This window comes from Rhizobium sp. BR 314, from assembly GCF_047445805.1.
Taxonomy (GTDB): domain Bacteria; phylum Pseudomonadota; class Alphaproteobacteria; order Rhizobiales; family Rhizobiaceae; genus Rhizobium; species Rhizobium lusitanum_B.
Genome location: NZ_JARWLA010000048.1, coordinates 1 through 26,983, shown reverse-complemented (window position 1 = coordinate 26,983; position 26,983 = coordinate 1). Strand labels below are relative to the sequence as shown.

The 26,983-nt window shown below is 58.7% G+C and carries 22 protein-coding genes and 3 pseudogenes; 13 read left to right on the top strand and 12 right to left on the bottom strand.

Going from position 1 to position 26,983, the window contains the following annotated elements:
- Window positions 1-39: 39 nt before the first annotated feature.
- Window positions 40-366, bottom strand: a complete 327-nt coding sequence (locus QD461_RS33110; protein WP_414091247.1) for a type II toxin-antitoxin system RelE/ParE family toxin — start codon at window positions 364-366, stop codon at window positions 40-42.
- Between the two features lie 159 nt (window positions 367-525).
- Here QD461_RS33110 and QD461_RS33105 point away from each other — a divergent pair.
- A pseudogene (locus tag QD461_RS33105) lies at window positions 526-1,080 on the top strand (IS6 family transposase).
- A gap of 1,487 nt (window positions 1,081-2,567) precedes the next feature.
- Here the strand turns inward: QD461_RS33105 and QD461_RS33100 are convergent.
- Entirely contained in the window at window positions 2,568-3,473 is a 906-nt protein-coding gene (locus QD461_RS33100; protein WP_414091246.1) for a LysR family transcriptional regulator, read from the bottom strand.
- A gap of 108 nt (window positions 3,474-3,581) precedes the next feature.
- Between QD461_RS33100 and QD461_RS33095 the strand changes: the two genes are divergently transcribed.
- Together QD461_RS33095 and QD461_RS33090 are read left to right on the top strand one after the other, a co-directional pair.
- Window positions 3,582-4,784, top strand: a complete 1,203-nt coding sequence (locus QD461_RS33095) for an MFS transporter (RefSeq protein WP_414091245.1) — start codon at window positions 3,582-3,584, stop codon at window positions 4,782-4,784.
- A gap of 12 nt (window positions 4,785-4,796) precedes the next feature.
- The gene (locus tag QD461_RS33090) at window positions 4,797-5,909 is read left to right on the top strand and encodes an FAD binding domain-containing protein (protein ID WP_414091244.1); all 1,113 of its coding nucleotides are present in this window, start codon (window positions 4,797-4,799) and stop codon (window positions 5,907-5,909) included.
- A gap of 203 nt (window positions 5,910-6,112) precedes the next feature.
- On the opposite strand, the pseudogene QD461_RS33085 reads toward QD461_RS33090, so the two are convergent.
- A pseudogene (locus QD461_RS33085) lies at window positions 6,113-6,334 on the bottom strand (hypothetical protein); the annotation flags it as partial.
- Window positions 6,335-6,815: 481 nt separating this feature from the next.
- On the opposite strand from QD461_RS33085, the gene QD461_RS33080 reads away from it, so the two are divergent.
- Both QD461_RS33080 and QD461_RS33075 read left to right on the top strand, forming a co-directional pair.
- Window positions 6,816-7,304, top strand: a complete 489-nt coding sequence (locus QD461_RS33080; RefSeq protein WP_414091243.1) for a GNAT family N-acetyltransferase — start codon at window positions 6,816-6,818, stop codon at window positions 7,302-7,304.
- 755 nt (window positions 7,305-8,059) lie between these two features.
- Entirely contained in the window at window positions 8,060-9,208 is a 1,149-nt protein-coding gene (locus tag QD461_RS33075) for an ROK family protein (RefSeq protein ID WP_414091242.1), read from the top strand.
- Window positions 9,209-9,215: 7 nt separating this feature from the next.
- Here the strand turns inward: QD461_RS33075 and QD461_RS33070 are convergent, their stop codons facing one another.
- From QD461_RS33070 to QD461_RS33050, 5 genes are all read right to left on the bottom strand, one after another.
- A complete protein-coding gene (locus QD461_RS33070) occupies window positions 9,216-10,223 on the bottom strand; it encodes an SIS domain-containing protein (protein ID WP_414091241.1) in 1,008 nt (335 codons plus the stop codon).
- A 70-nt stretch (window positions 10,224-10,293) separates the two neighbouring features.
- Complete coding sequence (locus QD461_RS33065; RefSeq protein WP_414091240.1) at window positions 10,294-11,184, bottom strand: ABC transporter substrate-binding protein; 891 nt, start codon at window positions 11,182-11,184, stop codon at window positions 10,294-10,296.
- Between the two features lie 63 nt (window positions 11,185-11,247).
- Entirely contained in the window at window positions 11,248-12,036 is a 789-nt protein-coding gene (locus QD461_RS33060) for an amino acid ABC transporter ATP-binding protein (protein ID WP_414091239.1), read from the bottom strand.
- Window positions 12,033-12,899 carry an amino acid ABC transporter permease gene (locus QD461_RS33055; RefSeq protein WP_414091238.1) on the bottom strand — a complete coding sequence of 289 codons (867 nt, stop codon included), beginning with the start codon at window positions 12,897-12,899 and terminating at the stop codon, window positions 12,033-12,035. Before QD461_RS33055 ends, QD461_RS33060 begins: the two co-directional genes overlap by 4 nt.
- Entirely contained in the window at window positions 12,896-13,849 is a 954-nt protein-coding gene (locus QD461_RS33050; RefSeq protein ID WP_414091237.1) for an N-acetylglucosamine kinase, read from the bottom strand. The genes QD461_RS33055 and QD461_RS33050 overlap by 4 nt, the downstream gene beginning before the upstream one ends.
- Before the next feature lie 225 nt (window positions 13,850-14,074).
- Between QD461_RS33050 and QD461_RS33045 the strand changes: the two are divergent.
- Window positions 14,075-14,755 (top strand): annotated as a pseudogene (locus tag QD461_RS33045) (IS6 family transposase); the annotation flags it as partial.
- A gap of 558 nt (window positions 14,756-15,313) precedes the next feature.
- Here the strand turns inward: QD461_RS33045 and QD461_RS33040 are convergent.
- Genes QD461_RS33040 through QD461_RS33025 form a run of 4 tightly spaced genes read right to left on the bottom strand, consistent with a single transcriptional unit; the run spans window position 15,314 to window position 20,338 of the window.
- A complete protein-coding gene (locus tag QD461_RS33040; protein ID WP_414091236.1) occupies window positions 15,314-15,877 on the bottom strand; it encodes a sarcosine oxidase subunit gamma in 564 nt (187 codons plus the stop codon).
- Window positions 15,870-18,800, bottom strand: coding sequence for a sarcosine oxidase subunit alpha family protein (locus QD461_RS33035; RefSeq protein WP_414091235.1), 2,931 nt, complete (start codon window positions 18,798-18,800; stop codon window positions 15,870-15,872). The genes QD461_RS33040 and QD461_RS33035 overlap by 8 nt, the downstream gene beginning before the upstream one ends.
- Window positions 18,797-19,075 carry a sarcosine oxidase subunit delta gene (locus QD461_RS33030; protein WP_414091234.1) on the bottom strand — a complete coding sequence of 93 codons (279 nt, stop codon included), beginning with the start codon at window positions 19,073-19,075 and terminating at the stop codon, window positions 18,797-18,799. The genes QD461_RS33035 and QD461_RS33030 overlap by 4 nt, the downstream gene beginning before the upstream one ends.
- 12 nt (window positions 19,076-19,087) lie before the next feature.
- On the bottom strand, window positions 19,088-20,338 hold the full coding sequence (locus QD461_RS33025; protein WP_414091233.1) for a sarcosine oxidase subunit beta family protein: 1,251 nt from the start codon (window positions 20,336-20,338) through the stop codon (window positions 19,088-19,090).
- Between the two features lie 88 nt (window positions 20,339-20,426).
- Between QD461_RS33025 and QD461_RS33020 the strand changes: the two genes are divergently transcribed.
- The 7 genes from QD461_RS33020 to QD461_RS32990 all read left to right on the top strand — a co-directional run.
- Entirely contained in the window at window positions 20,427-21,386 is a 960-nt protein-coding gene (locus tag QD461_RS33020; RefSeq protein ID WP_414091232.1) for a GlxA family transcriptional regulator, read from the top strand.
- Window positions 21,387-21,462: 76 nt separating this feature from the next.
- On the top strand, window positions 21,463-22,146 hold the full coding sequence (locus QD461_RS33015; protein ID WP_184711433.1) for a helix-turn-helix domain-containing protein: 684 nt from the start codon (window positions 21,463-21,465) through the stop codon (window positions 22,144-22,146).
- A gap of 93 nt (window positions 22,147-22,239) precedes the next feature.
- Entirely contained in the window at window positions 22,240-23,148 is a 909-nt protein-coding gene (locus QD461_RS33010; RefSeq protein ID WP_414091231.1) for a class II glutamine amidotransferase, read from the top strand.
- 30 nt (window positions 23,149-23,178) lie between these two features.
- Window positions 23,179-23,865, top strand: coding sequence for a protein GlxC (locus tag QD461_RS33005; RefSeq protein ID WP_414091230.1), 687 nt, complete (start codon window positions 23,179-23,181; stop codon window positions 23,863-23,865).
- Between the two features lie 15 nt (window positions 23,866-23,880).
- Entirely contained in the window at window positions 23,881-25,209 is a 1,329-nt protein-coding gene (locus QD461_RS33000) for an FMN-binding glutamate synthase family protein (protein WP_414091229.1), read from the top strand.
- A gap of 77 nt (window positions 25,210-25,286) precedes the next feature.
- Window positions 25,287-26,594, top strand: coding sequence for a type III glutamate--ammonia ligase (gene glnT, locus QD461_RS32995; RefSeq protein ID WP_414091228.1), 1,308 nt, complete (start codon window positions 25,287-25,289; stop codon window positions 26,592-26,594).
- 94 nt (window positions 26,595-26,688) lie between these two features.
- Window positions 26,689-26,983 (top strand): ACT domain-containing protein (locus QD461_RS32990; protein WP_414091227.1); only part of this gene is annotated, 295 nt, incomplete at its 3' end.

Below are 26,983 nucleotides of genomic sequence, written 5' to 3'. Positions count from 1 at the left end.
TCTTCGTGCCCCCACTTCGATAGCGAAACATCCAGTCCGTCAATGGTTTGACGACGACCGAGTGGATCGCCAGCAAGTGGAAATGTGGGTCAGAATGTTGTGAAACTCGGCAGCTCTGACAATGCCAGGCACAAAGACCTCGCCAAGTGCAGCACTATCCCAACCAGGCGCCGGATCGCGCATTCCGTGAACAACCACCACGATTTCGGGGCGCGCAACATCTATTTCAGGATGCTCCGCAACCAGTTCGAGCTTTTCAAGTAACCTATGAAGAAACTTGTCAGCCGGTTCATTGCGATCAGCAATATGTCGCCAAATGTAGCGCATCTTGCCGATAGCCCTCGGTGAGAGCTTGTATTTAGGCACCTCCAATACACCGTTCGGCTTTCAATTCATTGAGAAAGGCCGCGGGATCAACGTTTTCCGGTTTCCCGCTCGCCGTGCCTGCGGCATATTCACGCCAGACATATTTCAACGGCATCGTAAACTTAACGAAGCTTGGACATCGATATTGGATGACGGGTCATGACGAACCGTGATCCGCACTATCGCCGCCATCGCTTTGCCGCCGAAATTATCGTCCGCACCGTCTGGCTCTATTTCCGCATCCCCCTCAGCCTGCGGATGGTCGACGACATGATGGCGGCACGAGCGATCGTCGTTTCGATCGGCGGTGAGAAGCACTGGCTCCGGCGCACCGTCGATCAGGATGGTTTCGGTCTTGAGGTGCTGGTTCAAAGTCGCCGAAATACCAAGGCGGCCAAGCGCCTGATGTGCAAACTGTTGGAGGGCCATGGCCGCGCGCCGCGTGTAATGATTACCGACTAGCTTCGATCCGACGAAGCCGCAAAGCGGGAGATCAAGCCCGGCGTCGGGCACCGCGCCCACAAAGGCCTGAACAATTGCGTGGAGAATTCCCACCAGCCAATCCCGCGACGAGAGCGGATCATCAAGCGCTTCAAATCGAAGCGACATCTGCAACGCTTCGTCTCTATCCATGATGCGGATGCCAGCTTTTTCTACATCCCCCGACACGACGTCACCTCAAGCCATCATCGGGACTGCGTGCTAAGGCGATGAGCCTATCGATGCAAATCGCTCGGGCGTGAAAGCCGAAAGCCTCAGCAGACCGCTATTCCTCCTGACTGCTAAGTTTACGATGCTTAACCGGTATATGCAGTGAGGCTCGTGCTTTTTCCGCGATTGATGATGCGTTTGTTCGCGACGACAACGCCCTAAAGATTGGCGTGAAGCAAACCGCTGAGACGATCACGGCCAATCGTCAAATCCATTGGCCAACGCGCAGGGCGCGGCGGTCAAAGATCAATCTGTCGGAGGCCGCCAGCATAAGCGACTGAGCTCGTACCGCACCCACCCACGATGATCCTGGCGCCTGGTTTTAGCGCTCGAATAGATTCATCAGGGACCCCGCAGAGCCGACTGAAGGGCGTCACGAGCGCATTGCTTGCTTTAAGTCTTATGTCTTTTCTGCTGATGAATTCGTACAGGTAATGTAGCCGAAATAATTAGTAATAACGGGAACTGCCAAGTTTAACGCAGATTTCAATAGTGTATATTTTGGCGTTTATTCAAGCGATATGACAGTGGGGCCTCAATATCGTCAAAGGGGAGGATCTCTCTATGAGGGACGTTTCAATTCGCGAGCGGATAAATTTGAACATTCTTAGGCTTATTGCATGGACGCTCCCGGCGATTTCCTTCTACGCTTCACCGATTTACTCGGCTGAACAAAGAGTGGAAGTCGCTCAATTGGCCCGACCTATCGTTTTTATCGATCCAGACTCCTTTCCCAAAGATCCCTCGAAGACAATAGCATCCGAATTCCCCAGGACTTCTCACCGCAAGAGTTACTTCACTGTTGAGTGTCAGGAGAAACTTGTGATGATTGAGGGAAGGCGGGGATCGAAACGTACACTTTTGCGTACTAGAAAATATACAATCGATACTGCGCAACGCCTTTGGAGAGAACCGGGCGGGGACCTCCAAAAATTGAGAACCAAAGGTGGCGACCTAATTCTTGTGAATCGTCAGCCGGTGCGTGAAAGCAGCTACTTTGAATCATTCAATCGGTCGACGGGAAAATACGCGCTGTATTCGGACCATCTGAACGTGATTACAGTCGGCCGCGGGACATGTCGTCACGTCGATTTGATACCCTTTGCGTTTAACAGATCTTGAGCGGCGTCCGCAACGGAGTCTTCGGGTTTCGAGACCATCCCCTCGCAGCGTCGTTGAGGCCGCCTCTTTGGTCAGGTGGCCAAAATGGAATCACGGTGACAATCACGTGCAAATTTGCGATTCGTTCTCAGTTGACCGGCAATTCTCGCTGACGCGCCTGGGTAGAGTGCGCTGCACGTCAATACAGAGATCTTCAACGACTTCGCTTTGCGCGCGTTGAGCCGCCTCGAGGGTTATCCATTCCCGCATTTTCCGGGAATACCTGGGGAGCGAGGTCATCGTCGAAAATCAGCCCGGCCAGCCTTTCCTCGACGGCGCTTGCGCTCGCGACATGCCGCTGACGCCGGAGAAGGTTAGGGCGGCGATTATCACTCAATAGAACCGGAATTGCGAAGGCCGGCGGCAACGAGCGCCGTCCGCAATGCGGAGATGAAGACGCGAACTTTCGGCAGGACAAGCCTCGAGGTCGGATAAACCGCCCAGATATTAATGGTGTCGGGCCGCGCTCCTCGAAGGTCGATGGCTACAAGGCGGCCGGCCTTGATGTCGTCGCTGGCATACCAGGTCGAAAGCAGAGCAAGGCCGCCGCCGGCAAGACATGCGGTTTGGCACCCGGCAATACTGTTGGAGGAGAAGCGGCCGCCCAATCTTGCGTGCTTTTCCCCATCCGCCGTCTGGAAGGTCCAATGTGTTGCACTGCCGAGTGCGAGGCAATCGTGGTTGACAAGGTCGTCCAGGCTCGCCGGCTTGCCGCGGCGTGCAAGGTATTCGGGGCTCGCCACGACCAGGCGCGGATTGTCCGCCAGTTTTTGCGCGATGAGACTGCTGTCACGCAGTCTGGCGATCCGGATGGCAAGGTCTGTTCCGGTTGCGACTAGATCGGGCAGGCTGTCGGTCATGTCGACCGATATCCGCAGTTCGGGATTTTCGTTGAGCAGCTTCGGCACCATCGGCATGACGAACTTGATCCCGAAGGATATCGGCACGGAGACGCGCAGCAATCCGGCCGCACCCGCGACACCTAAATGCAGGAGCGCCAAAGCGGCGGTTTCATTTTCGACGATGGCTTGCGCGAAGGGGAGAAAGCTCTCGCCTTCCGGCGTCAAGGAGAGCGAACGTGTCGTTCGATGGAGAAGTCGCACGCCAAGCGATGCTTCAAGTGATGCCAGTCGCCGGCTCGTGACCATGGCAGCAAGCCCGAGACGCCTCGCCGCTTCCGCGAGGCTGCCGGCGGAGACGGCAGTGGTGAACACCAGGACGTCATTCGTATCCATTATATCGAAAACCGTTATACAGGATGATCATTCAAGATCACTAAAACGGATCACGATAAAAAGCTAGTTGATTAGGCACAGATTCATAAGAAACGAAGGATCACGGACATGGGACACGCACATCAAGCTCCGGCCGTCCAAGGCATCGCGAGGCCGGCCTTGTTTGCGATGGCTGCCGCAAGCGGCATCGCCGTCGCAAACATCTATTACAATCAACCAATGCTCGGTATCATCGAGAGCGACTTTCCGCATCAGCCGATCACCGGATTTATCCCGACCGCAACACAGCTCGGCTATGCGGCAGGGCTGCTTTTCCTCCTGCCGCTCGGTGATATCGTCCATCGCCGCAGATTGATCATCGGTCAGTTTCTGGTGCTTGCCGTTGCATTGGCGTTCGCGGCAATCGCACCGTCTGCCTGGACGCTCGTCGCCGCATCGCTGGCCGTTGGCGCCTCGGCAACGGTCGCGCAGCAGATCGTACCATTCGCTGCAACGCTCGCCGCACCGGAAAAGCGCGGCGCGACGATCGGTACGGTCATGGCCGGCGTCCTGTCCGGCATCTTGTTTAGTCGTACGCTGTCCGGCTTTGTCGGAGCGCATGCAGGCTGGCGCGACATGTTCTGGATCGGTGTCCCGCTCGCAATTATTGCCGCCGCCTTGATGTTTTTCACGCTGCCAAGCCATAAGCCGGCCTCTCGCATGCGGTATCATACAGCGGTCAAGTCGCTCGCCCATCTGTGGAAGAGAGAAGGTGCCTTACGCTCTGCAGCTCTCATGCAGGCCGCTCTTTTCGGCTCCTTCACCGCATTCTGGACGATCCTTGCCCTTTACCTTGAAACACCACTTTTCCAGCTCGGCGCCGATATTGCCGGTCTCTTCGGAATTGTGGGCGCGGTCGGCATCTTCGCGGCACCGCTTGCCGGCAGGATCGCCGATGGCCGCGGCCCTCATTTTGCTGTTCTACTGGGTGCGTTGCTGACGCTGATCGCATGGGTCATCTTCGGCATATGGGCTTCGCTTGTGGCGCTCGTCATCGGTGTGATCGTCCTTGATTTCGGTGTGCAGAGCGCGCTGGTATCGAACCAGCACATTGTCTATGCGCTCGATCCGGAAGCGCGCAGCCGGCTCAATACCATTTTCATGACCGCTATGTTTCTCGGCGGTGCTGCCGGCGCGGCGCTGGCGACGGCGGCGTGGGGTTATGCCGGCTGGAACGGTGTCAGCATTCTCGGCGCAGTCCTGGCGGTTGTTGCCGTCGCCATTCAGATCGGCGAACGCCGGGCACGCACTGCGGTAACGACTGCTCAGTAAGAGGAGAGGACCATGAAACCCTTGAAAATTCGCATAATCGGTGGCTCGCTTGGTGGCTTGTTTGCTGGCATTCTCCTGCAACGCGATGGCCATGACGTCAAAATCTACGAGCGTTCGTCCTCAGGCCTTGCCGGTCGAGGAGCAGGGCTGGTCGGCCAGCGTGAACTCTTCCAGATCCTGCGCATGATCGGATGCGAGCACGTGGCCCGCATCGGTGTCGTCGCCAAGGAAAGGATCTACTTCAACAAGGATGGCGGCGTGTCCGAGCTTCTGGCGACACCGCAGACCCAGATATCCTGGGATGTCCTCTACGCGACGGTCCTGTCGCATCTGGCGCCCGACAGCTATCTGACCGGGCACCCAGTCGATCAACTCAGCGAAACCGCGCAAGGTGTAAGGCTGACATTCGCCGATGGCAATACCGAGGATGCCGATCTGGTGATTGGTGCCGATGGCCTCGGTTCCGTCGTGCGCAGCCTGCTCAATGAGCAAAGCCGCAACGAATATGCCGGCTACGTCGCCTGGCGCGGTCTCATACCGGAGGCCGCCCTGCCGACTGAAGCTTCAATCCTTCTCGATCGCTTCGCTTTTTATGTGGCGCGCGGCATTCATGTGCTTGGCTATTTGGTTCCCGGCCAGCAGGGCGAGCTCGAGACGGGAAAGCGCCGCTACAATTGGGTGTGGTATCGTCCGGTTTTGCAGCGGGACCTGCGCGCACTGTTCACCGGCGCGGAAGGCCGGGTCTACGAGCACTCCTTGCCGCGTGGCGAACTGGCGGATGAGCGCTTGCAGGCTCTGAGGCGCGATGCCGTTTCTGCTCTCCCGCCTCAATTCGCGCTTGCTGTCGAAACGGAGCCTCAGCCCTCGATCCAGGGCATTTTCGACTATGAGGCCGGGCGCATGGTATCGCGCCGCCTTGCTCTCCTCGGCGATTCCGCTTTCGTCGTACGTCCGCATACCGCCATGGGCGTTTCGAAAGCGGCGGGCGATGCGATCGCATTGCGGGACGCTCTGTCGGGATCCGATGATCTTGCCGAAGCGCTTGCCCGATACCAGCGGGAGCGTTTGCCCGTCGGTAGAGAGATCGCAGCCTACGGTCGCCGGCTTGGAGCCTCGGCACTATAGCGGCGCTGGCCGGTTGCCCGCCTCGTTGCCGATCTGACCGAAGAAGGTCGGCGGGGTGGATGTCGTCGATATTCTTGAAGCCAGAGGTGAAAAGAGACCTGGTCAAGTCGATTCAGCCTCAGGTGTTGTCCGGATCGTATTCTCACATGATTGCATGGTCGGCCAGGTCAGCAACAATCCGGACAGTCGGCAAGGGTGGAGTGTCAGTAGAACTGAAGGAATTGCACGGGGATTTGTCCGAATGCGTCAATGAGGGGTCCACGCGCAACCGTCTTGCGATGCATTTGGCTCAAGAGGTCAGAGAGGCTGGCGCCACTGTTCAACTCGATGGGCGTGCTGAGCGCAACGAGCTGAAAATGATAGCGATGAAGGCCATGCCCGATCCACACGCGTGGCCCGGCATATCCGCTAGGGCCAAATGTGTTGCGCCCAGCTTGTAGTCGGTCGCACGGCTGAGTTCGCCTCTCTCAAATCCTGTCCTTCGCGCAGCAGCTCTGTAAGCCAGGAGATGCGCATAGGGTCGCGACAAGAGAACGTCAGAGTCCTCGATGATGAGGACAAACTGTGCGCTTTCCGTTGGCACGTTGCACCAATCCAGAGCCGAAGAAATATTTTAGCCAAATCCACGGCCGGAAAACCGACGTGGGATTGCCGCGCATCCGCAAAAACTGTGCTCGAAAGTCTCGACGTTTCGGGATGATATTGGCCGTTTGGGAGAGGCGCTCACGATCCCTTGAAAACATGATTGCGCAGCCACCAGGGCCTGTTAGTTTGGCGCTGCAATTCATTTAGGTAAGATGGTCTCATGCCCTGCTTCTCGAACGTCCGCTTCCGCTGAACGAAGGAAAACCAAGCCGTCTAGTCTCGCACGAGAGGGCTTTGTCATGCCTTTTTCAGGAGCAAGAAATGGACTTTCGCATTGAGGCTTATCGGCCTGAACAAAGAGTCGAAATCATTGAATTGTCGCTAAAGGCATGGGGGCCTGTGTTCAAAGAACTGCGACCCGCGGTACCGGCCTATGCCTACGAGGCATTTTACCCCAACGGCTGGGCTGTCAGGCAAACCCAAGAGGTTGAGGAGGTGATTGACCAAGAGGGGGCAAGCATATGGGTGGCGGTCGATCAATCAGGCGCGGTAGTCGGATGGGCCGGGCTGCTATTCCATGACGTCGTGCAACTTGGCGAAGTTCGCATCATGGCGGTCGACCCACAGCATCATCGCAAAGGCATTGCGACAGCTTTGCTCGATGCTTCGGAGCAGGTGATGCGCGACCGGGGCTTGAAGGTTGCTCTAGTTGGAACTGGAGCCGACCCTGGTCATGCCCCTGCCAGGCGGACCTATGAGGGGGCAGGCTACCGCCAATGGCCCTCTGTGCAGTACATGAAGCAGCTCTAGCTATTGTTGAGGACGCGCCAAGGTTTGGTCATTGGCGTGTCCTTGCGGCCGCTTTCAGAACGCCCCGCTTTTAGTCGAGGCGACCGAAAGGGCGCGAGAGCAGCATTCCATGCAGACAAAGCCGATGTCTGCCACCAAAGAAGTTCAGACGGATAGCGCTTATAGTAACAGGGTCGGTGGCTCTTTTCCTTTCAGGAGCAACCATCGACGAGCAGCGCTGCACCCGCCGTGCAAACCGCGGTCCAGGCAAAAAACAAAGCGCGCAAGATCGCCAAGCGTATCGGTGGGTGCTAGGACTTTAGCCGTTATGCCGCCATTGGAGCGGCCTGTGACGCAGCTTTGGGTATCCTTGTCGCCCAGACCGTGGCGGTGAACCTTGTCCATGGCGTCATCGACCATGGTGGGAGGATGATACCGCAACATCTGGATCTCGTACGACTGTGTTTCAAACAATGTGAGAATATCTGAGGGGCTCGATCAACCTGCGAAGGAAGCGTCGAAGAGATAGGGGTGATCGGGGGAAGCAGGAGGACAACACTTGACCAGGTCCGCAGCACCATGTCGTTCTTCGGACGGAATGCGACAGGGGGCTCGGCCTAGCAAACCATATTTTTCAATAGGATATGACTGTCAATTTCGCTAGGTCGATGGTAAGGAAGCTTTATGAATGGCTTCATGGCTCCGGGTGTCTTTTGATTACTACATGGCAACAGGCCGGAATTGATGCGCCACCGCTGACGGAGAGTGCACGAGCAGTGCTCCGAACGATAGCGAGTGCCGGACCTGCCACCAGACCGCAACTGAGCGCCTCGCTGATGTTCTCCAAGCCGACCATGTCGGCAGCCGTCAGTGAGCTCGAGCGCTACGATCTTGTCGCCCCAGCCGGCGTCAATCGCGGGTCCGTGGGCCGAACATCGATCACCTACGGTCTCGGTCCAAACGCCGGCTTTGTCGTCGGTATCGATTGTGGGACGACCCATATTAACGCAATTGCCCGCGGCCTCGACGGAACGACGATCGCGACCGTGGGAAGACAACTCGTCGATACATCCGCCGTCGAACGGTTCCTGCTGATCGAGGATGTCATCGAACAGCTGCTTTCACAGTTCGAAGCCCGATCGATGCCGCTTCGCGCCTTGGTAATTGCGCTTCCCAATATCATTTCCGCATCATTGGAGAGGATGTTCGGGCGCGAGATACTGCTTCCCATTCTGGAACGGCTGCAAAGCACCTATGGTGCGCCAGTACTCCTGGAGAACAATGTTAATTGCGCCGCCCTTGCCGAATATCACGAGGGAGCGGCAAAGCAGCGTTCCTTTGCGATTTACATGCAGATCGGCGTGAAGACCGGCATGGGCATCGTGCTCGACGGACGCCTGTTCCGTGGCTTCAGGGGTGGCGCAGGCGAGATCGGTCATCTGCCATTTCCGTGGTCCGAGAAGGAGCGGCCAATGTGGCAGCAGGTGGAAACCTATATGGGTTCCGCAGCCTTGCTGGAGCGTGCGGCCGGTAACTGGCCCGAACAGGAAGGAAAGCCGCCGGAAAGCACCAACGATCTCTTTGCTCGCGTCGAGCAATCCCCGACCGCGCGCGCTATTGTCGAACAGCATGCCCGAGATGTCGGAAACTTGGCCGCGGCCTGCGTGAGCGTGCTCGATCCGCAACTGATCGTACTTGGCGGCGGTGTTGGGCAAAATCCACAACTGCTGCCGACCGTCAGAGAGGTTGTGAAGGAACTGTGCTGGCCGGTGGAGGTAGTGAGCGGCCAGCTATCAAACCAGGCAACCGTTCTCGGGGCCGTGCGTCTCGCCATCGATTTTGCCATGGCGAGACTGCTGGGAGAGGAAGGAAAGCCTGCCTTCCTCTATCCGGGAGCGCTGACCGTCGACCAGATCAGCCTTTGAAGAGTGTTTAAATGTCTCGCTTGGTATCGGTCTGACGGTAGCGGAATTCGCAGACCGGCAATCCCGCCTCTTCCGAAAGCGTTGCAATAAGCAGTTGCGCCGGAATGGCTTGCAGGATCGCATCGCCGATGCCCTTGGAGAAGACCGCAACATGGATGACGACCAGATTGTCCGTATCCGCGATACCGGCTTCCGACGTCACCAGAACCGACGGAATACCGAAGCCCGCGAGATCCTGTGCCAGCTTGACTTCTCGCCCGTTACCGAACAGCAGTACGCCGCTATCTCGGTCGTTCGGCTCCATCGGTCCGTGCAGAAAGTTCAGCGTGTCCCAGTCCTGCGCTGCAATCCGTGCTGCTTCTCGGATGAGAAGCGCTGCGTAGCCGGCTGTTCCGCAAGCGGTGCCAGTACCGACGCAGTCGATGGATTTCTTACCGGCAAGAAGCTTGGCGGCCTTGTCAGCCTGCACACTGGTCATCTTCAAGACGGTCGTGGCTCGATCAGATATCTCAGCCCAATTTACGGCAGACGAGCGCCCAGCCTTATCGGCAAGCAGAGCCGCAGTCAGCAGCGAGCCGAGATAGCTTGTCGTGTTCGGGCCACTGTCGGCGCCGCTCTCGGTCGCGATCATCTGTTTGACGACACGGGAAATCGGTGTGCCATCGGCCGTGGCGATGCCGTAGGAATGCGCATTCGGACGAAGTTCCATCGCGCGGGCCGGCTCTTCGCTGCGGCCGGATGCCGAAAAGGCTATGTAGGCGTTGCCGAGATCGATCGACGGATCATAGAGATCGGTGCCAGGCAAGGCGAAAGCCCGTAAGCCTTGGGCGCGCATCTGCGCCGCAGCCACAACAGCCGCGTAGAGACTGGCTCCGATCCCGACCAGAACCGTAGGACCTTTTGTGATCGGCTCAAGGTCAAGCGTTGCGAGCCGCGTGGAAACGGCATCGAAACAGGCCTTCAGGGCGGCGGGTTGAAGCGCAATTGCTTCGCGATAGGGCACTCTGTCTGTCATGGTCTTTCCCGCATGTTTGGAAAAAAAACGGCGGCCGAGCGAAACGCGGCCGCCGGGGATTTGCTGGGCCTCAATCCAGCTTCATATAGTCGGCAAAGCGCCCGGCATCGTTGATGGTGACCTTGTCGAGTTTGTTTTCGCCGAGACCCCACTTTTGGAAGATCTTGGTGTAGGTGCCGTCGTTGATCATCGACTGCATGGTGGCCGCCAGCGCATCGCGCAGCTGTGGGCTTTCCTTGCCGACCAACATTGCCTGGTAACCGATGGCATATTGAGTGCCGCTGATGAGTTCGAGCTTTTTGTTGCCTGCGGGCTGATGCTGGAGGCTATAGGCCGCAACGCCCGTGGTATCCATAGAAAGGTCGACGCGCCCGCTCTGCAATGCGATCTTGATCTGATCGTTCGAGGGGAATTGCATTACGTTAAGCGGTTTGTCGGCCGGGCAAAGCGTCTTCTGCTTGTCGAGGAGCTGAAGCGGGATCGAGCCCTGAACCGCGCCGGCATTGAGGCCGCACGCATCCTTCAGTTTATGCACGCCCTTCGGATTGCCTTCCAGCACGATGATGCTAGTGCCCTCGAGCATGTAATTGACGACATCGACAATCTTTTCGCGTTCGGCAAAATCGCCGAAAGCCGACATGCCCATATCGAAACGGCCGGCCTGGATGCCGGGAATGATGCTCGCAAATTGCGCGGGAACGTCGGTAAACTTCACGCCAAGACGAACGCCCATTTCGTCACGAAGCTCGCGCTCGAGACCGATAATCGTCTTGTTGTCTTCGCCATAGAAATCGTACGGCGGCGTCTGCGGTTCCGTGCCGACCTTGATTTCACCGGCCGATTTGGTTTTTTCCGGCAGCATGTCATGCAGTTTCTGATCGACGCCTGCCGCCCATCCGTTGGAGCTTGCCAGAACTGCCGTAGCGGCAACGATGATCGCCAGATTTGTCTTCCCTGTCATTGATATTCCCCTTTTTTCCTGATGCGCGTGAAGGACGCGCGGCCTTATTTCGATGCCTGCCGGTCAGTGCATCCGTTTTAGAAATACCTGGGTTCGGTCCCGGCTGGGGTTGTCGAGAACCTCGCGAGCGGGACCCTCCTCGACCACTACGCCCTGGTCCATGAAGACGATGCGGTCTGCGACTTCGCGCGCAAAGGAGAGCTCATGGGTCACTACGATCATCGTCATCCCATCCGCTGCCAGCTTGCGCATGACGTTCAGAACCTCGCCGACAAGTTCAGGATCGAGCGCCGATGTCGGCTCATCGAAGAGCATGAGCTTCGGGTTCATCGCCAAGGCGCGGGCAATTGCAACACGCTGCTGCTGGCCTCCCGAGAGCTGATAGGGATAGGCATTCCCGCGCCCCTCCAGATCCACTATTTTCAAAAGTTCTCTTGCGCGGGCGAGCGCTTCGTCATGGGACTTGCCGCGATTGAGGATGGGCGGCTGCGAAATGTTGGTCAGGACGTCCTGATGGGCAAAGAGATTGAAGCGCTGAAACACCATACCGATGTCACGGCGCTGTGCTGCCAGTTCCTTGCCGCTCATTTCATGCAGTGCGCCGCCTCGTTCATGGTAGCCGATCAGCCGGCCATCGACGAGAATTCGGCCGCTCGTCATGCGTTCCAGATGATTGATGCACCTGAGAAATGTGGACTTGCCGCTTCCCGATGGGCCGAGCAGGCATACGACTTCGCCTTTCTTCACCGAGAGGTTGATGCCCTTGAGTACGTCGAGCGAACCGAAGGACTTGTGCACATCGATCGCTTCGACGATGGGCGAGACTGCCGGCGAAATATCTTGAATACTCATCCATTTCTCCCTTCGGCGCGCATCACAAGCAAGGCGTTCTTCAAGAGGCTGGGGGCCTGGTTCGTGGCTTTTCCAAGCCGCTGCTCGATGACGAATTGGATAGCAGAGGCGACGGTCGTCATGACGAGGTACCAAATGCTCGCCACGATTAGCAGCTCGATGATCAGGAAGTTCCTGGCGTAGATGTTTTGCGCCCGCGTCAGCAGATCCTGGGCGGCGACGACAGAAACGAGCGAAGTCGTCTTCAGCATTGAGATCGTCTGGTTGCCGATCGGGGGGATGATGACGCGAAGCGCCTGCGGGAAGATGATGCGTAACATGGCCTGGGCTGGCGTATAGCCGAGCGCCTTGGCTGCCTCATGCTGACCATTGTCTACCGCCATCAATCCGCCGCGAATGATTTCGGCCATGTAGGCTGCCTCGTTGAGACTGAGGGCGAGAAGAGCCGCAACGAAAGCTGTGACGATTGCGTTGGTGTCGACATGGAGCGTACCGATGTCAATACTCGGTATGAACAACTGGATATTGAACCAGAAGATGATCTGAACCAGCAGCGGCGTGCCGCGGAAGAACCAGATGTAGAGGCTTGCAAAGCCGGAAAGCACCGAGTTCGAGGAAAGCCGCAGCATTGCAAGGATCGCACCGGCAACGATACTGATGACCATTGATAAGACGGTAAAGAGGATCGTCAACTTGATCCCATCGAGGATCGTCTCGTCGAAAATATACTGAGGTACGGCCGACCAGCTGATGTGGCGGCTGGTGGCAACCAAAAACACAAGCACGGCGACGATGGCAATCAGCACCAATGCCGCGATACGCTGCCCCCAGTTTCTCGCTGGAATGATTTTCTGGGTCGTCATGCAGCTTTCCAATCCCAAGCGGTTTTCAACTCGCCATCGATATGTGGCAGCGGAAGGGTTTCGGGCAGAGCGCCGACACGCAGCTTGCGCGCCAGCACCATCGCCCCCAGAACGGGCTGCTCGTGCAGTAATGTCAGCGTTGCATCCGGCAAGCGCTGCACCAGGGCAGATTGGAATGCACCAAGGAGGCGTGGCTGCCGTGCAATGACGCCACCCCCAGTCACGACGTCACAACACGACGCACCACGTCGAACCAGTTGCTCGGCAAGCACTGAAAGCGCCATGCCTGCATCGGCGATGACCTTCTCGGCCTGCTTCGAACCCGCATCGGCGGCGGCGAAAACGAGCGGAGCGAGTTGGCCTATCCCGGCGGCTGAGCCGATCTCACCCAGCGCCCGACCAAGTTCAATGGGCGAGGAAACGGCGAGAGCTGCCAGCAGGTTGCTGCCGAGGGGGTCGAGGGCCTCGCCTTGGTCAAGCGCAAAGCGCACGGTGCGGGCCGCCTCGCGCACGAGCCCGCTAGCGCTGCCCTCATCGCCCAAATACCAACCCCATCCGCCAGATGCGATCATTCTCCGCATTGCATCCCGCGAGACCGCGATTGAACCCGTGCCGCTGATGACCGAGATGCCGTTCGTCTTGCCTGCTGCGGGAAGCAGGAGTTCGGAATCGTTGAGAACCAGAACCGTACCGCGCAAATAAGACGAAAGCCTCGTTTGCAGCACCAACCGATCCTCGTCGCTGTCGCAACCATGCGCACCGACGACGGTGACCGCCGGCATTATCCCCGCAGTCGTGATGAGCAGCGAGACGAGCGTTCTTACGTCCGCATCGTGATCGACGCGCCCCCGCCATTCGGCCGTGTTCACGACCATCTCGCCGACGGCGTTGCCGTCAAGTTCAGCAATGATCTGTGTTTTCGTGCCGCCAATATCTATTCCAACAATCATGCGTCCATTTCCTTTGTTAGGAAACTTACCTAATAAAATGAGGAGAGCAAGAACTTTTTTGGAACGTCGTCGTCATGCTGAGAATGAGCGCGGAGAACTCGTCGACTTCGTGAACCGCCGCTCGGTATGCCGACACCACGCTTCGCTGCGGGCGATGTCAGGTTAACCGGCGATGAAGCCCGTTGGCTGATAGTTGGCGGCCATGATGCAGCCCCTTGTAAGATACAAGCGTCATCACTTCCTCCCGCTGTGATCGTGCATGCGGTCTGGCTCTATTTCCGATTTCCGCTGAGCCTGCGTCTGGTGGACGAGATGCTGCTGGAGCGTGGCATAGTCGTTTCTTATGAAACCATCCGCTGCTGGGCGAAGAAATTCGGACCGGACTATGCCGGCCGTTTGCGACGAAAGCCGCCTGCTCGAGCGATGTTTGGCATCTTGCCGAGGTGGTCGTGACAATCGGCGGGAGGAAACACTGGCTCTGGCGCGCCGTCGACCAGGACGGTTACCTGCTCGACGAGATCGTCCAGACCCGCGCCGCAATACCAAGGCTGCCAAACGCCTGCTGATCCGATTGGTGAAGAAGCAGGGATGCCTGCCAAAGCGCGTCCTCACCGACAAGCTTCGTTCCTTTGGCGCGGCACAGCATCAGATCATGCCGACTGTCGAGCAGCGGTCGCACAAGGGGCCGAACAATCGCGTCGAAAATTCGCATTTACCACTGCGAAAATGGGAGCGACTGATACAACGATTTCGCTCGCCAGGCGAGCTGTAACTCTTCACAATCGTCTTTTCGGTAGTCCGAAATCTCTTCGTGCCGCTTCGTCCAAACATTCGGCTGTCGCCGTCTATCTCCACCGCCTCAAAGCGATCACGCATTGGAACGCCGTGGCCGAGACAACTGCATGAGCCACCCGTCTTGTCGAAAGCACACTCAAGAACTTAACCTGACATCACCACTGGCTGAACTGCTATCGAGACATTATAGGTCCACAGGCGACGGCCAGGCGTCTTCATGCCCGAGGGCGGCTGCCTCTACTCGCAGGCAATGCTCCGGTTCCGCTACGAAGGCTCAAAGCAAGGTCGGGCTGATCCGAAGTCAGGTAACCGATACCACGCTCAAGCCACGAGCGGATCAACGCTTCATCGTTCAACGTCCAGACGCAGAGTTGTTCAGGCGCCAGCACTTGTGTGATCTGGGTCCATTCCTTCTGCCATATTGGGCAGATTGTGCAGGCTGCGTCGTTTCCGAAACCCGTCTCGTCTCCAGCGAGAACCTTTCAACGCTTTCCAGAAGGAACCTCACGTGTCTGCGGATATGAAACGCCTGTGCGATCATTGGATCGTAAACGAGATAAGAGCCAAAGTCCGTGATTCCGCAACTTCAACGAAGCGAATCGAACCGCGCAACGCTCCGTGGAGGAAGAAGGGTGGAAGACCTGTTGGTGGGGCAGGCAGTAAGGTCTTTCAGGCCCCATTCCATACCGGATTGCCGACCTTCGACGCGCCCAACGATAACGCCAACGCCTCAAGCTCCTCATAGAGCGATTGCGCAAAGCTCCGCAGCACAATCAGCTCGAAATCCTGCCCGACAGTCCGCGTAAGCTGGATCGAAATGTGACCGAAGAGGGTCATGGCACTGCTTCCTTCGGGAAAATTGAGCGGATGCAGGTCGACGGCCGTACCCTTGTTGAGGAGCGCGGCCGCCTGGGATCCGGAAACGTGGATACGGATGCGGCCATGGCTCTGGTCCGAGATGAAGGCGCTGCCAGAGAGAGCATCGGTGAGCGCCTGCCTCTGGGATTCGGAAAGCTGATGGTTACCTGCAACGAACCATTGTCGGTATCCGGCCGGGCGCACGGCGCTTTCCTTGAGGTTCACCGCGAGGAGATGGCTCGCAATCTCCTCGCTTGTGGTCGCGCCCATTACATGCAGGAGGTGGCCTTCTGGCAGGGCTGCCAGCCGGACGGCGTCGCCTTGCAAAACGGGCTTGCCGGCAAGAACCGGCTTCGGTGTTGGCAAGTCAGGCATGAAGCTTCTCGTTTTGAGGATCGATGAAGACGGGGCTGCAGATCACCGCGTTCGTATATTCGTTTCTAAGGCCGTTCCAGACAGTGACCTTCTCACCGATGCGCTCCGGGCCGTTCTTGATCAAAGCCAATCCGATCGTGTGGCCAAGGCTCGGTGAAAAGGCACTTGATGTGACGTAGCCCTGGTCGTTTTCGAGCGTCGCGGCCGCATTCTCCGGCAGAATATGGGCGCCGGTACGGAAGCTGGCAGCAGGGTCTATCGGCTTTACCCCGACAAGGCGAGGACGGTCGGCTGCCTGCAGGCCCTCGCGTGTCAGCATTGCCTTGCCGATGAAATCGGGCTTCGTGGTTGAAACCATGCGAGCAAAACCGAGGTCGCCCGGCGTCACGGTCCCGTTGATCTCCGCATGGGTGACATGGCCCTTTTCGATACGAAGGACGCCGAGCGCTTCGGCACCATAGGCGCAAATCTCGTGGCTTTGACCCGCCTGTAGGATAGCGTCGGCGACGAATTCTCCATGGGCCGCGGGCACGCCAAGCTCGTAGGCAAGCTCGCCGGAAAAGGAGATGCGGAAGAGCCGGCCCTTCAGCTTGCCACCGAACAGGGAGACCGCGCGTGCGCTCATGAACGGGAACGCCGCATCAGAAATATCGTCATCGACAATCTCGGACAGGATGGCGCGGGATTTCGGGCCTGCCACCGCCATCTGTGCCCATTGATCGGTCGATGAGGCAAAATAGACCTCCAACTCGGGCCACAGCGTCTGGGCACAGAATTCCAGATGGGTCAGCACGCCGGCTGCGAGCGCCGTCGTCGTGGTCATGAAGAAATGGTCCTCGCTCAAGCGGCTAGTGGTGCCGTCGTCGTAGATCATGCCATCTTCGCGCAACATGATGCCGTAGCGAGCTTTGCCGACGGGCAGCTTGGCGAAACCATTGCAATAGACGCGGTCGAGGAAGGCCGCCGCATCCTTGCCGAAGATCTCGATCTTGCCGAGCGTTGAGACATCGCAAATGCCGGCATTCGTGCGGATGTTGAGTACTTCGCGATCGACACTTTCGCGCCAGGTCTTTTCGCCATCGCGCGGAAACCAGGAGGAGCGGTACCAAAGGCCGGTCTCGACGAATACCGCGCCGTTCTTCTTTGCCCATTCATGCAAAGGGGATTTGCGTGCCGGCTGGAAATGCTTCGCCCGTGAAGTACCCGTCAACGCGCCGAAGGAGACCGGCGTATAGAAGGGCCGGAACGTCGTGGTCCCGACTTCGGCCGGCGAGACGCCACGAGCCTCGGCAAGGATGCCGATGGCATTGACATTGGAAAGCTTGCCCTGATCGGTCGCCATGCCATTTGTCGTATAGCGCTTGGAAAGCTCGACGTCACCGTAGCCTTCACGCACGGCAAGACCAAGGTCCTTCAGGTGGACGTCGTTCTGGTAATCGACGAAGGCCTTGCCCTTGCCGCCTTTGACATGCCAGAGCGGCGCGGCTGCGGGCGATACTTCCTCTGCCAAAGCAAAGGCGGGAGCAACCTTGCCAAAGCCGATTACCTCCAAAGCTTCGGCAGCCTTGATCGCTCCGTCGCCAAGACAGCAATCTGTGGAGGCAAGACCGGCCGCGGAGCCGGCGATCAACAAACCATCCTGCCGTTCCGGCGCGAGGAAGGCTCCGTGTTTTTCAGACCAGATCGGCTTGGCGCCGCGATGGCACGCAAGGTGGATGATCGGGCTCCAGCCACCGGACATCGCGAGAGTATCGGCATTGATCTCCTGTGTGCCGGAGCCGCTCGCAATGCTCACTCCACGCACCTGTTTTGTGCCAAGCGCATCGATGATGCATGCGCCGCGCAGGACCGGCGCCTTGCCGTTCCAGGCTTCACCACTGGCGCGTGTGTCGACGATGGCTGCCACTTCAAGGCCGGCGGCCTCGAGGTCGGAAGCCGTCCGATAGCCGGAGCTGTTGGTCGTGAAGACCACGGTGCGCTTGCCCGGAGCGACGGCCTGCCGGTTCAGATAGCTGCGCATGGCGCCAGCCATCATGACACCTGGAATGTCGTTGCCGCCGAATACAAGCGGTCGTTCCTCTGCGCCCGTGGCAAGGATTGCCTGCTTGGCGATGATGCGCCAGAGCCGCTCGATCGGCTGGTGCGGATCGGGCGTTGCAACATGCTTCTGGACGCGTTCGACTGCGCCGAAGACATTATCATCGTACCAGCCGATGACGGTGGTGCGTGGCAGGCATTGCACGTTGGGCAGGCCGGTGAGCTCGTCCAGTATTTCCCCAAGGGGCGAGCTGCGCTCTGCAAGCAAACAGCCACCGAGCTCGAAGCCTTCGTCCGCGAGCAGAACACGCGCCCCCGCGCGCGCCGCCGTCAGTGCCGCAGCAAGGCCTGTGGGTCCGGCGCCGATGACAAGCAGGTCGCAATGCACCCAGCATTTCTCATAGGTATCGGGATCGGCTTCATAGGATGCCTTGCCGAGACCGGCCGCTCTGCGGATCAGCGGTTCGTAGACTTTCTCCCAGAAGGCAGCAGGCCACATGAAGGTCTTGTAGTAGAAGCCGGCGCTGAGGAAGGGCGAGAGCAGTCCGTTGATGGCGCCGACATCGAAGGTGAGCGAAGGCCAGCGGTTCTGGCTGCGGGCGATCAGCCCGTCATGGAGCTCGATCATCGTGGCGCGACTGTTCGCCTCGGTGCGTCCGCCCGTCCCGGTCGTGACAAGCGCATTGGGCTCGGCGGCGCCTGCCGTCAATATGCCACGTGGGCGGTGATATTTAAAACTGCGGCCGACAAGCCGGATGCCGTTGGCAAGCAGGGCAGAGGCAAGTGTGTCGCCGGGATGACCGGTGAAGTTCCTGCCGTCGAAGCTGAAGGCAATGGTTCCGGAGCGGTCGATCCGGCCGCCGGAGGAAAGCCGATGGCTGCTCATGCGCTCGCTCCAAGCTTGGCAAGCGCCGCATCGCTGACGCCATGGACCTTGTGAGTGACGGTGTCACGCTCGACGATCAGCCAGCGGCGACAGCCGGAGGAATGATGCCAATATTCCTTGTGTAGACCTTTCGGATTGTCGCGCAGATAGACGTAATTGTACCAGTCTTGCGAACCTGCATCCGCGGCCGGACGGCCAAGGCTCGCATCGCCCTTGATGGTGAATTCCTCTTTGGGACGGGTGCCGCAATGAGGGCAGGAAATCAGGCTTGCCATGTCGTCATGTCCTCAATGCAGGTTCGGTTGGGCGCCGACGCCCTTTTCATCGATCTGATAACCACGCTGGAAGCGGTCGAGGCGCAACTGCCGTGCTGTTTCATGCGGCTCGTTGCGGGCGATGAGGTGAGCGTAGCAATAGCCCGACGCCGGGGTCGCCTTGAAGCCGCCGTAGCACCAGCCGGCGTTGAGATAGAGATTGTCGATATAGGTGCGATCGATGATCGGAGAACCGTCCATGCTCATGTCCATGACGCCGCCCCAGCTTCGCAGGTAGCGGATCCGCGTCAGCGCCGGGATCATCGCCACGCCCGCTTCGGCGACATGCTCGACGGTCGCAAGGTTGCCGCGCTGAGCATAGGAATTGTAGCCGTCAATATCGCCGCCGAAGACAAGACCACCCTTGTCGGACTGCGAGACATAGAAATGCCCGGCACCGAAGGTGACGACGCAGTCGATGAACGGCTTCAGCCCCTCGGAAACGAAAGCTTGCAGCACATGACTTTCGATCGGAAGGCGCAGACCGGCCATATCGGCAACGACGGTAGAATTGCCGGCGGCCGCAAGCGCAAGCTTGCCGCATCCGATGAAGCCCTTTGTGGTTTCGACACCCGTCACGCGGCCATTTTCCGTTCGAATGCCGGTCACCTCGCAGCCGGTGATGATATCGACGCCGCGACTGTCGGCGCCGCGGGCATAGCCCCAGGCAACGGCATCGTGGCGAACCGTGCCGCCACGCGCCTGTAGTAGTCCGCCCAGGATTGGGAAACGGGCATTGTCAAAATCGAGGAAGGGCAGCTTCTTGCGAACAGCCTCGCGGTCCAGCAGCTCGGCATCGACGCCGTGCAGGCGCATTGCATTGCCGCGCCGCGTATAGGCGTCGCGCTGCGCGTCCGAGTGGAAAAGATTGAGAACGCCGCGTTGCGAAACCATGGCGTTGAAGTTGAAATCCTGTTCCAGCCCTTCCCAGAGCTTCATCGAGAGCTCGTAGAAGGGATTGTTGCCAGGCAGAAGGTAGTTGGAGCGTATGATCGTCGTGTTGCGGCCGATATTGCCCGAGCCGAGATAGCCCTTTTCCAGAACGGCGACATTGGTAATGCCGAAGGTCTTGGAGAGATAGTAGGCTGTCGCCAAACCGTGGCCGCCTCCACCGACGATGATCACATCATAATGTGGCTTCGGCTCTGGCTGGCGCCAGGCAGGTGCCCAGCCGGTATTGCCGCGAAGGCCATTGAGGAAAACTGAGAAAGCCGAATAGCGCATGGTTCGATCCGCCTTGAATTCCGCTCATGATGACAGAGTGAAAAATGTCGACTTGCCCAATTGGGACCTATTTGGATAGAAATAGGACATGGCTTCGATCGACGCGAGAAATACCCAGACGATTGGCTTCATCCTGATCCCGGGATTCGCGCTGATGTCGTTTGCGTCCGCAAGCGAGCCGCTGCGCGCCGCCAACCTGCTGGCTGGGCGCGAAATCTATCGGATTTCGATCTTTTCACCGGGCGGCGCCCCGGCGGTCTCGTCGGGAGGCGTGCCGGTGCCGGCTGAACCCCTTCCTGGTCGCGGATCGGGTCTCGGCACGGTCTTCGTCTGCGCCGGTGGATCGCCGCGCGACTGGGATTACCCTTCGGTTCTCGCCTGCCTCCGCCAACTTGCACGGGAGGGCGTACGCATCGGCGGCATTTCCGGCGGTCCTTATCTGCTTGCAGCGGCCGGCCTTATGGCGGAGCGTGATTTCACGATTCATTGGGAACATGCGCCGGCTCTTCTGGAGGCATTTCCCGCCCTGTCACCGCGCCAGGCACGTTTCGTCGTTGACGGAAACCGCATCACCTGCGGCGGCGGCATCGCGCCCCTCGACATGATGCATGTGCTGATATCCGAGCGCATGGGCGCCGATTTTGCCCGCCGCGTCAGCGATTGGTATCTGCACACCGAGGTTGGCGAGCCCGCCGCGCCGCAGCGCGGTTCGCTCGCCGAGCGTTATGGTGTCCACCATCCAGGCCTGCTGAGCGTCCTTGAAAAAATGGAGGAGACGATCGAGATGCCGCTCGATCGCACGGCTATGGCTCGGATTGCAGGGGTCACACCACGACATCTCAACCGGTTGTTTGCCAGACAACTCGGTTCGACGTTTCTCGATCAATATCGGCGGATAAGGCTGCAGACTGCCCGGCGGCTTCTGGAACAGAGCCCGCTTTCGATCTCCGAAATTGCCATTGCTACCGGCTTTTCCAGTGGTGCGCATTTTGCCCGCGCCTATCGCTCCCTTTATGGGGTCGCGCCCGGCGATACCCGTCAGGCGTGATATTCGTCGCAATTGAGAAAATTTCACTGGGAGGATAGAGTTCTTCCCAGCAGCCCTGCCGAAAAAAGGATATAGAATGAAACCCAAGGCAGATAAATTATCGACCGACGACCCAACCCACGGTGGACGCCCTGCATTTTTGCAAGATCCGCATGCGGTGCGCGAGCCCAAAGAGAACAATCTCGAAATGGCGATCGGCCACGAAGTGCGCGCCTATCGCAAGAAGCTCGGTATCACCGTCACGGATCTGGCAGCTGCGACCGGTATCTCGCTCGGCATGTTGTCGAAGATCGAAAACGGCAATATCTCGCCGTCACTGACGACCTTGCAATCACTTTCCCGAGCGCTAGGGGTGCCGCTTACGTCCTTCTTCCGACGCTATGAAGAGCCGCACAACGCCGTCTTCGTCAAAGCGGGGCAGGGTGTCGAGCTCGAACGGCGCGGCACGCGCGCCGGCCATCAATATAATCTGCTCGGTCATATCGACAACAATTCGAGCGGCGTCATCGTCGAGCCCTATCTCATCACGCTAACAGCCGATTCGGATGTCTTTCCGACGTTCCAGCACGAGGGCATGGAGTTCCTCTATATGCTGGAGGGCGAGGTGATGTACCGTCATGGCGACGAGCTTTATCCCATGCAGCCCGGTGACAGTCTCTTCTTCGATGCCGATGCGCCGCATGGTCCAGAGGTGTTGGTGAAACTGCCGGCAAAATACCTGTCGATCATCAGTTACCCGCAACGGGGCAAGACCGGATAACTTGCCTCAAAAGAAAAAAATATTCTTTTGAGTTGAAAATCCACAATGGACCTGATAGCCATTTTTGCAGATGCGAAAATGGAGGCTTTGGGCATGTGCGGAATTGTCGGTCTTTTCTTGAAGGATAAGGCGCTGGAGCCGAAACTCGGTGCGCTTTTGTCCTCTATGCTTGTCACGATGACCGATCGCGGACCTGATAGCGCAGGCATTGCGATCTACGGCAATGATAACGGCAACACGGCGAAGATAACCGTTCAGTCCGCCGATCCGGCAAAGGATTTCGACGGGCTTGAATATGAGCTGAGACGGGCACTCGACGCGCCCGTGGCCGTGACTGTCAAAAGCACGCACGCAGTCATTACGCTTGCCAAAGGCAAGCTTGACGAGGGCAGGGCAGCCCTGACTGCACTGCGCCCGAATATCCGCGTCATGAGCAGCGGCGATACCGTTGAGATCTACAAGGAGGTTGGCCTGCCAAAAGATGTAGTCTCCCGCTTTGGCGTCACCGGCATGTCCGGCACGCACGGTATCGGCCATACGCGTATGGCGACGGAATCGGCCGTGACCACGCTTGGCGCTCATCCCTTCTCCACCGGTTCGGATCAGTGCCTGGTGCACAATGGTTCGCTGTCGAACCACAATAACCTGCGTCGCGAACTCAAGCGCATCGGCATGAGCTTTGAGACGGAAAACGATACCGAGGTCGCAGCCGCCTACCTCACGGCCGAAATGGCAAAGGGCAAGGATCTCGGCGCGGCGCTCGAAAGCGCGGTCGATGATCTCGACGGTTTCTTCACCTTTGTCGTCGGTACCAAATCGGGCTTCGGCGTCGTTCGCGATCCCATCGCCTGCAAGCCAGCGGTCATGGCGGAAACCGATCAATATGTGGCTTTCGGCTCGGAATATCGTGCGCTCGTCAATCTCCCGGGCATCGAGAGCGCCCGCATCTGGGAGCCGGAGCCGGCAACCGTTTATTTCTGGGATCACGAAAAGGCTGCCTGATCAGGCGCGCTGGAAACGAGAGAGTTTTTCATGCCAGTTTTCGACCTATCCGTCACACCTTTGCGCGAACTCAACAGCGCCCTTCATGGCCTTCCTGCGGGCGCCAATGATCTAGCCTTCGAAGTCGTCAATCCGCGCGGCCATCATGCTGTGGCAGCCGGTATCGACGCACCCGTCACCGTCGATATCAAGGGCTCCGTCGGCTATTACTGCGCCGGCATGAACGACGGCGGCAACGTTACGGTGCATGGATCCGCCGGTCCCGGCGTTGCCGAAAACATGATGTCCGGCAGCGTCGTCATTGAAGGTGATGCCAGCCAATATGCCGGCGCGACCGGCCGCGGCGGCCTGCTTGTCATCAAGGGCAATGCCGCCTCGCGTTGCGGTATTTCGATGAAGGGCATCGACATCGTCGTCCACGGCAATATAGGCCATATGTCCGCCTTCATGGGGCAGTCGGGCCATCTCGTCGTGTTGGGCAATGCCGGCGATGCGCTCGGCGACAGCCTTTATGAGGCCAAGCTCTTTGTTCGCGGCTCGGTGAAAAGCCTCGGCGCCGATTGTATCGAAAAGGAAATGCGCCCGCAGCATCTGGAGAAACTTTCCGAGCTTCTTGAGAAGGCCGGTGTGCGCGGCGTCAGGCCGGAAGAGTTCAAGCGCTACGGATCGGCGCGCAAACTCTATAATTTCAACATCGACAATGCCGACGCCTATTGAGATCAAGGGGACCTCATGAGCTATCACAACCCGTATACGCCGCCCCGCAAGTCGGCGACCTTCGATGATCACACGCTTGCGGAAATCCGCCGCGCTGCGGCGACCGGCATCTACGACATCCGCGGCGCCGGTACGAAGCGCAAGGTGCCGCATTTCGACGATCTTCTGTTCCTCGGTGCCTCGATCTCGCGCTATCCGCTCGAGGGTTACCGCGAGAAATGCGACACAACCGTCGTGCTCGGGAGCCGCTTTGCCAAGAAACCCATCACGCTCAAGACCCCGATCACCATCGCCGGCATGAGCTTCGGGGCGCTTTCCGGCAACGCCAAGGAGGCGCTTGGTCGCGGCGCGACGATTGCGGGAACATCGACCACGACAGGCGATGGCGGCATGACGGACGAAGAGCGTGGCCATTCGCAGACACTAGTCTATCAGTATCTCCCTTCGCGTTACGGCATGAACCCGAAAGACCTGCGTCGGGCCGATGCGATCGAAGTCGTCGTCGGGCAGGGGGCCAAGCCCGGCGGCGGCGGCATGCTGCTCGGCCAGAAGATCTCCGATCGCGTCGCCAACATGCGCAATCTGCCGAAGGGCATCGATCAGCGTTCGGCTTGCCGCCATCCTGACTGGACCGGCCCCGATGATCTCGAAATCAAGATCATGGAGTTGCGCGAGATCACCGATTGGGAGAAGCCGATCTATGTTAAGGTTGGCGGCGCGCGCCCCTATTACGACACGGCGCTTGCCGTCAAGGCCGGTGCAGACGTCGTCGTGCTTGACGGCATGCAGGGCGGCACGGCTGCGACCCAGGACGTCTTCATCGAGAATGTCGGCATGCCGACGCTTGCCTGCATTCGTCCCGCCGTCCAGGCGCTGCAGGATCTCGGCATGCACCGCAAGGTGCAACTGATCATCTCCGGCGGCATCCGGTCCGGTGCCGATGTGGCCAAGGCCCTGGCGCTTGGCGCGGATGCGGTTGCCATCGGCACGGCGGCACTGGTTGCACTCGGCGACAACGATCCGAAATGGGAAGACGAGTACCAGAAGCTCGGCACGACGGCCGGCGCTTATGACGACTGGCATGAGGGCAGAGACCCGGCCGGCATCACGACGCAGGATCCAGAGCTTGCAAGCCGTCTCGACCCTATTGCAGCCGGCCGACGCCTTGCCAATTATCTGAAGGTCATGACGCTGGAAGCGCAGACGATCGCGCGCGCTTGTGGCAAGAATCACCTGCACAACCTCGAACCGGAAGACCTGTGCGCGTTGACGATGGAAGCTGCCGCCATGGCGCAGATCCCGCTCGCCGGCACCAACTGGTATCCGGGCAAGGGAGGCTTTTGACATTCCGGTCGGGCCGAAAGGCCCGGCCGCACCACGCATCATCGAAGTGTCTCTAAGAAATCCAAAGGGGAACGAGAATGACACTGGATCTTGCTGCCTTTGCCAAAGACAAGGGCATCAAATATTTCATGATCAGCTATACGGATCTTTTTTCCGGCCAGCGCGCCAAGCTGGTACCGGCTCAGGCGATTGCCGGTATGCAGGAAGACGGTGCCGGCTTCGCTGGTTTCGCCACCTGGCTCGATATGACGCCTGCCCATCCCGATCTTTTTGCCGTGCCAGATGCCTCGTCCGTCATCCAGCTCCCATGGAAGAGGGACGTTGCCTGGGTTGCGGCCGATTGCATGATGGAGGACAAACTGGTTGCGCAAGCGCCGCGCAACGTGCTGAAAAAGCTCGTGAAAGAAGCGGAAGCAGCGGGTAAGCGCGTCAAGACCGGTGTTGAAGCCGAATTCTTCCTGATCACCGCCGACGGCACCAAGATATCCGACGAATACGATACGGCGGAAAAGCCCTGCTATGACCAGCAGGCCGTCATGCGGCGCTACGACGTGATTTCCGAGATCTGCGACTATATGCTGGAACTCGGTTGGGGGGCCTATCAGAACGACCACGAGGACGCCAACGGTCAGTTCGAGATGAACTGGGAATTCGATGATGCGCTTAAGACGGCCGACAAGCATTCCTTCTTCAAGTTCATGGTCAAGTCGATCGCCGAAAAGCACGGCCTGCGCGCCACCTTCATGCCGAAACCCTTCAAGGGGCTGACCGGCAATGGCTGCCATTGCCATATCTCCGTATGGGACAATGATGGCAGGATCAATGTCTTTGCCGACCGGGAAGCCCAATTCGGTCTGTCGGCCGAGGGCAGGCATTTTCTCGGCGGCATCATGAAGCATGCCTCGTCGCTCGCAGCGATTACCAATCCGACGGTCAACTCCTACAAGCGCATCAATGCGCCGCGCACGACTTCGGGGGCGACCTGGTCTCCGAACACCGTGACATGGACCGGCAACAACCGCACCCACATGGTGCGCGTGCCCGGCCCCGGGCGCTTCGAGCTGCGCCTGCCCGATGGCGCGGTCAATCCCTACCTGCTGCAGGCGGTCATCATCGCAGCAGGCCTTGACGGTCTACGCAGCAGGGCCGATCCGGGACCTCATCACGATATCGACATGTATGCGCAGGGACACCTGGTGAAGAATGCGCCGCGCCTTCCGCTTAATCTGCTCGATGCTCTGCGGGCCTATGACGAGGACGAGGGTCTGAAGCAGGCGATCGGTTCGGAATTCTCCGAAGCCTATCTGAAGCTCAAGCACCAGGAATGGAATTCCTACTGCTCGCACTTCACACAGTGGGAGCGCGACAGCACGCTCGATATCTGAGTGCAAAAAAGATGCCTGAATGGAGTGCTGTGCCGGGACGCGATTTCCCGGCACAGGAGCGGAATTGCGGCCGTTGACGGTGAGGAAAATCAGCATGAAAAGCTATGTACTGACTGTATCCTGCAAATCGACGCGCGGCATTGTCGCGGCGATCACCGGCTATCTCGCCGAGCAGGGTTGCAACATCGTCGATTCCAGCCAGTTCGACGATCTCGATACCGGCATGTTCTTCATGCGCGTCTCCTTCATCTCCGAAGAGGGTGTCGGCGAGGCGGCGCTGGTCGAAGGCTTCAAGCCGATCTCGGACAAGTTTGCCATGGTCGCCGAATTCCATGACAGCAAGAAGCGCATGAAGGTGCTGTTGATGGTGTCGCGCTTCGGCCATTGCC

Excerpts from the sequence above, each read along its gene's own strand:
- QD461_RS33100 (WP_414091246.1), bottom strand. The coding sequence starts at position 3,473 with ATGGATACGAATGACGTCCTGGTGTTCACCACTGCCGTCTCCGCCGGC.
- QD461_RS33095 (WP_414091245.1), top strand. The coding sequence starts at position 3,582 with ATGGGACACGCACATCAAGCTCCGGCCGTCCAAGGCATCGCGAGGCCG.
- QD461_RS33090 (WP_414091244.1), top strand. The coding sequence starts at position 4,797 with ATGAAACCCTTGAAAATTCGCATAATCGGTGGCTCGCTTGGTGGCTTG.
- QD461_RS33080 (WP_414091243.1), top strand. The coding sequence starts at position 6,816 with ATGGACTTTCGCATTGAGGCTTATCGGCCTGAACAAAGAGTCGAAATC.
- QD461_RS33070 (WP_414091241.1), bottom strand. The coding sequence starts at position 10,223 with ATGACAGACAGAGTGCCCTATCGCGAAGCAATTGCGCTTCAACCCGCC.
- QD461_RS33065 (WP_414091240.1), bottom strand. The coding sequence starts at position 11,184 with ATGACAGGGAAGACAAATCTGGCGATCATCGTTGCCGCTACGGCAGTT.
- QD461_RS33060 (WP_414091239.1), bottom strand. The coding sequence starts at position 12,036 with ATGAGTATTCAAGATATTTCGCCGGCAGTCTCGCCCATCGTCGAAGCG.
- QD461_RS33055 (WP_414091238.1), bottom strand. The coding sequence starts at position 12,899 with ATGACGACCCAGAAAATCATTCCAGCGAGAAACTGGGGGCAGCGTATC.
- QD461_RS33050 (WP_414091237.1), bottom strand. The coding sequence starts at position 13,849 with ATGATTGTTGGAATAGATATTGGCGGCACGAAAACACAGATCATTGCT.
- QD461_RS33040 (WP_414091236.1), bottom strand. The coding sequence starts at position 15,877 with ATGCCTGACTTGCCAACACCGAAGCCGGTTCTTGCCGGCAAGCCCGTT.
- QD461_RS33035 (WP_414091235.1), bottom strand. The coding sequence starts at position 18,800 with ATGAGCAGCCATCGGCTTTCCTCCGGCGGCCGGATCGACCGCTCCGGA.
- QD461_RS33030 (WP_414091234.1), bottom strand. The coding sequence starts at position 19,075 with ATGGCAAGCCTGATTTCCTGCCCTCATTGCGGCACCCGTCCCAAAGAG.
- QD461_RS33025 (WP_414091233.1), bottom strand. The coding sequence starts at position 20,338 with ATGCGCTATTCGGCTTTCTCAGTTTTCCTCAATGGCCTTCGCGGCAAT.
- QD461_RS33020 (WP_414091232.1), top strand. The coding sequence starts at position 20,427 with ATGGCTTCGATCGACGCGAGAAATACCCAGACGATTGGCTTCATCCTG.
- QD461_RS33015 (WP_184711433.1), top strand. The coding sequence starts at position 21,463 with ATGAAACCCAAGGCAGATAAATTATCGACCGACGACCCAACCCACGGT.
- QD461_RS33010 (WP_414091231.1), top strand. The coding sequence starts at position 22,240 with ATGTGCGGAATTGTCGGTCTTTTCTTGAAGGATAAGGCGCTGGAGCCG.
- QD461_RS33005 (WP_414091230.1), top strand. The coding sequence starts at position 23,179 with ATGCCAGTTTTCGACCTATCCGTCACACCTTTGCGCGAACTCAACAGC.
- QD461_RS33000 (WP_414091229.1), top strand. The coding sequence starts at position 23,881 with ATGAGCTATCACAACCCGTATACGCCGCCCCGCAAGTCGGCGACCTTC.
- glnT (WP_414091228.1), top strand. The coding sequence starts at position 25,287 with ATGACACTGGATCTTGCTGCCTTTGCCAAAGACAAGGGCATCAAATAT.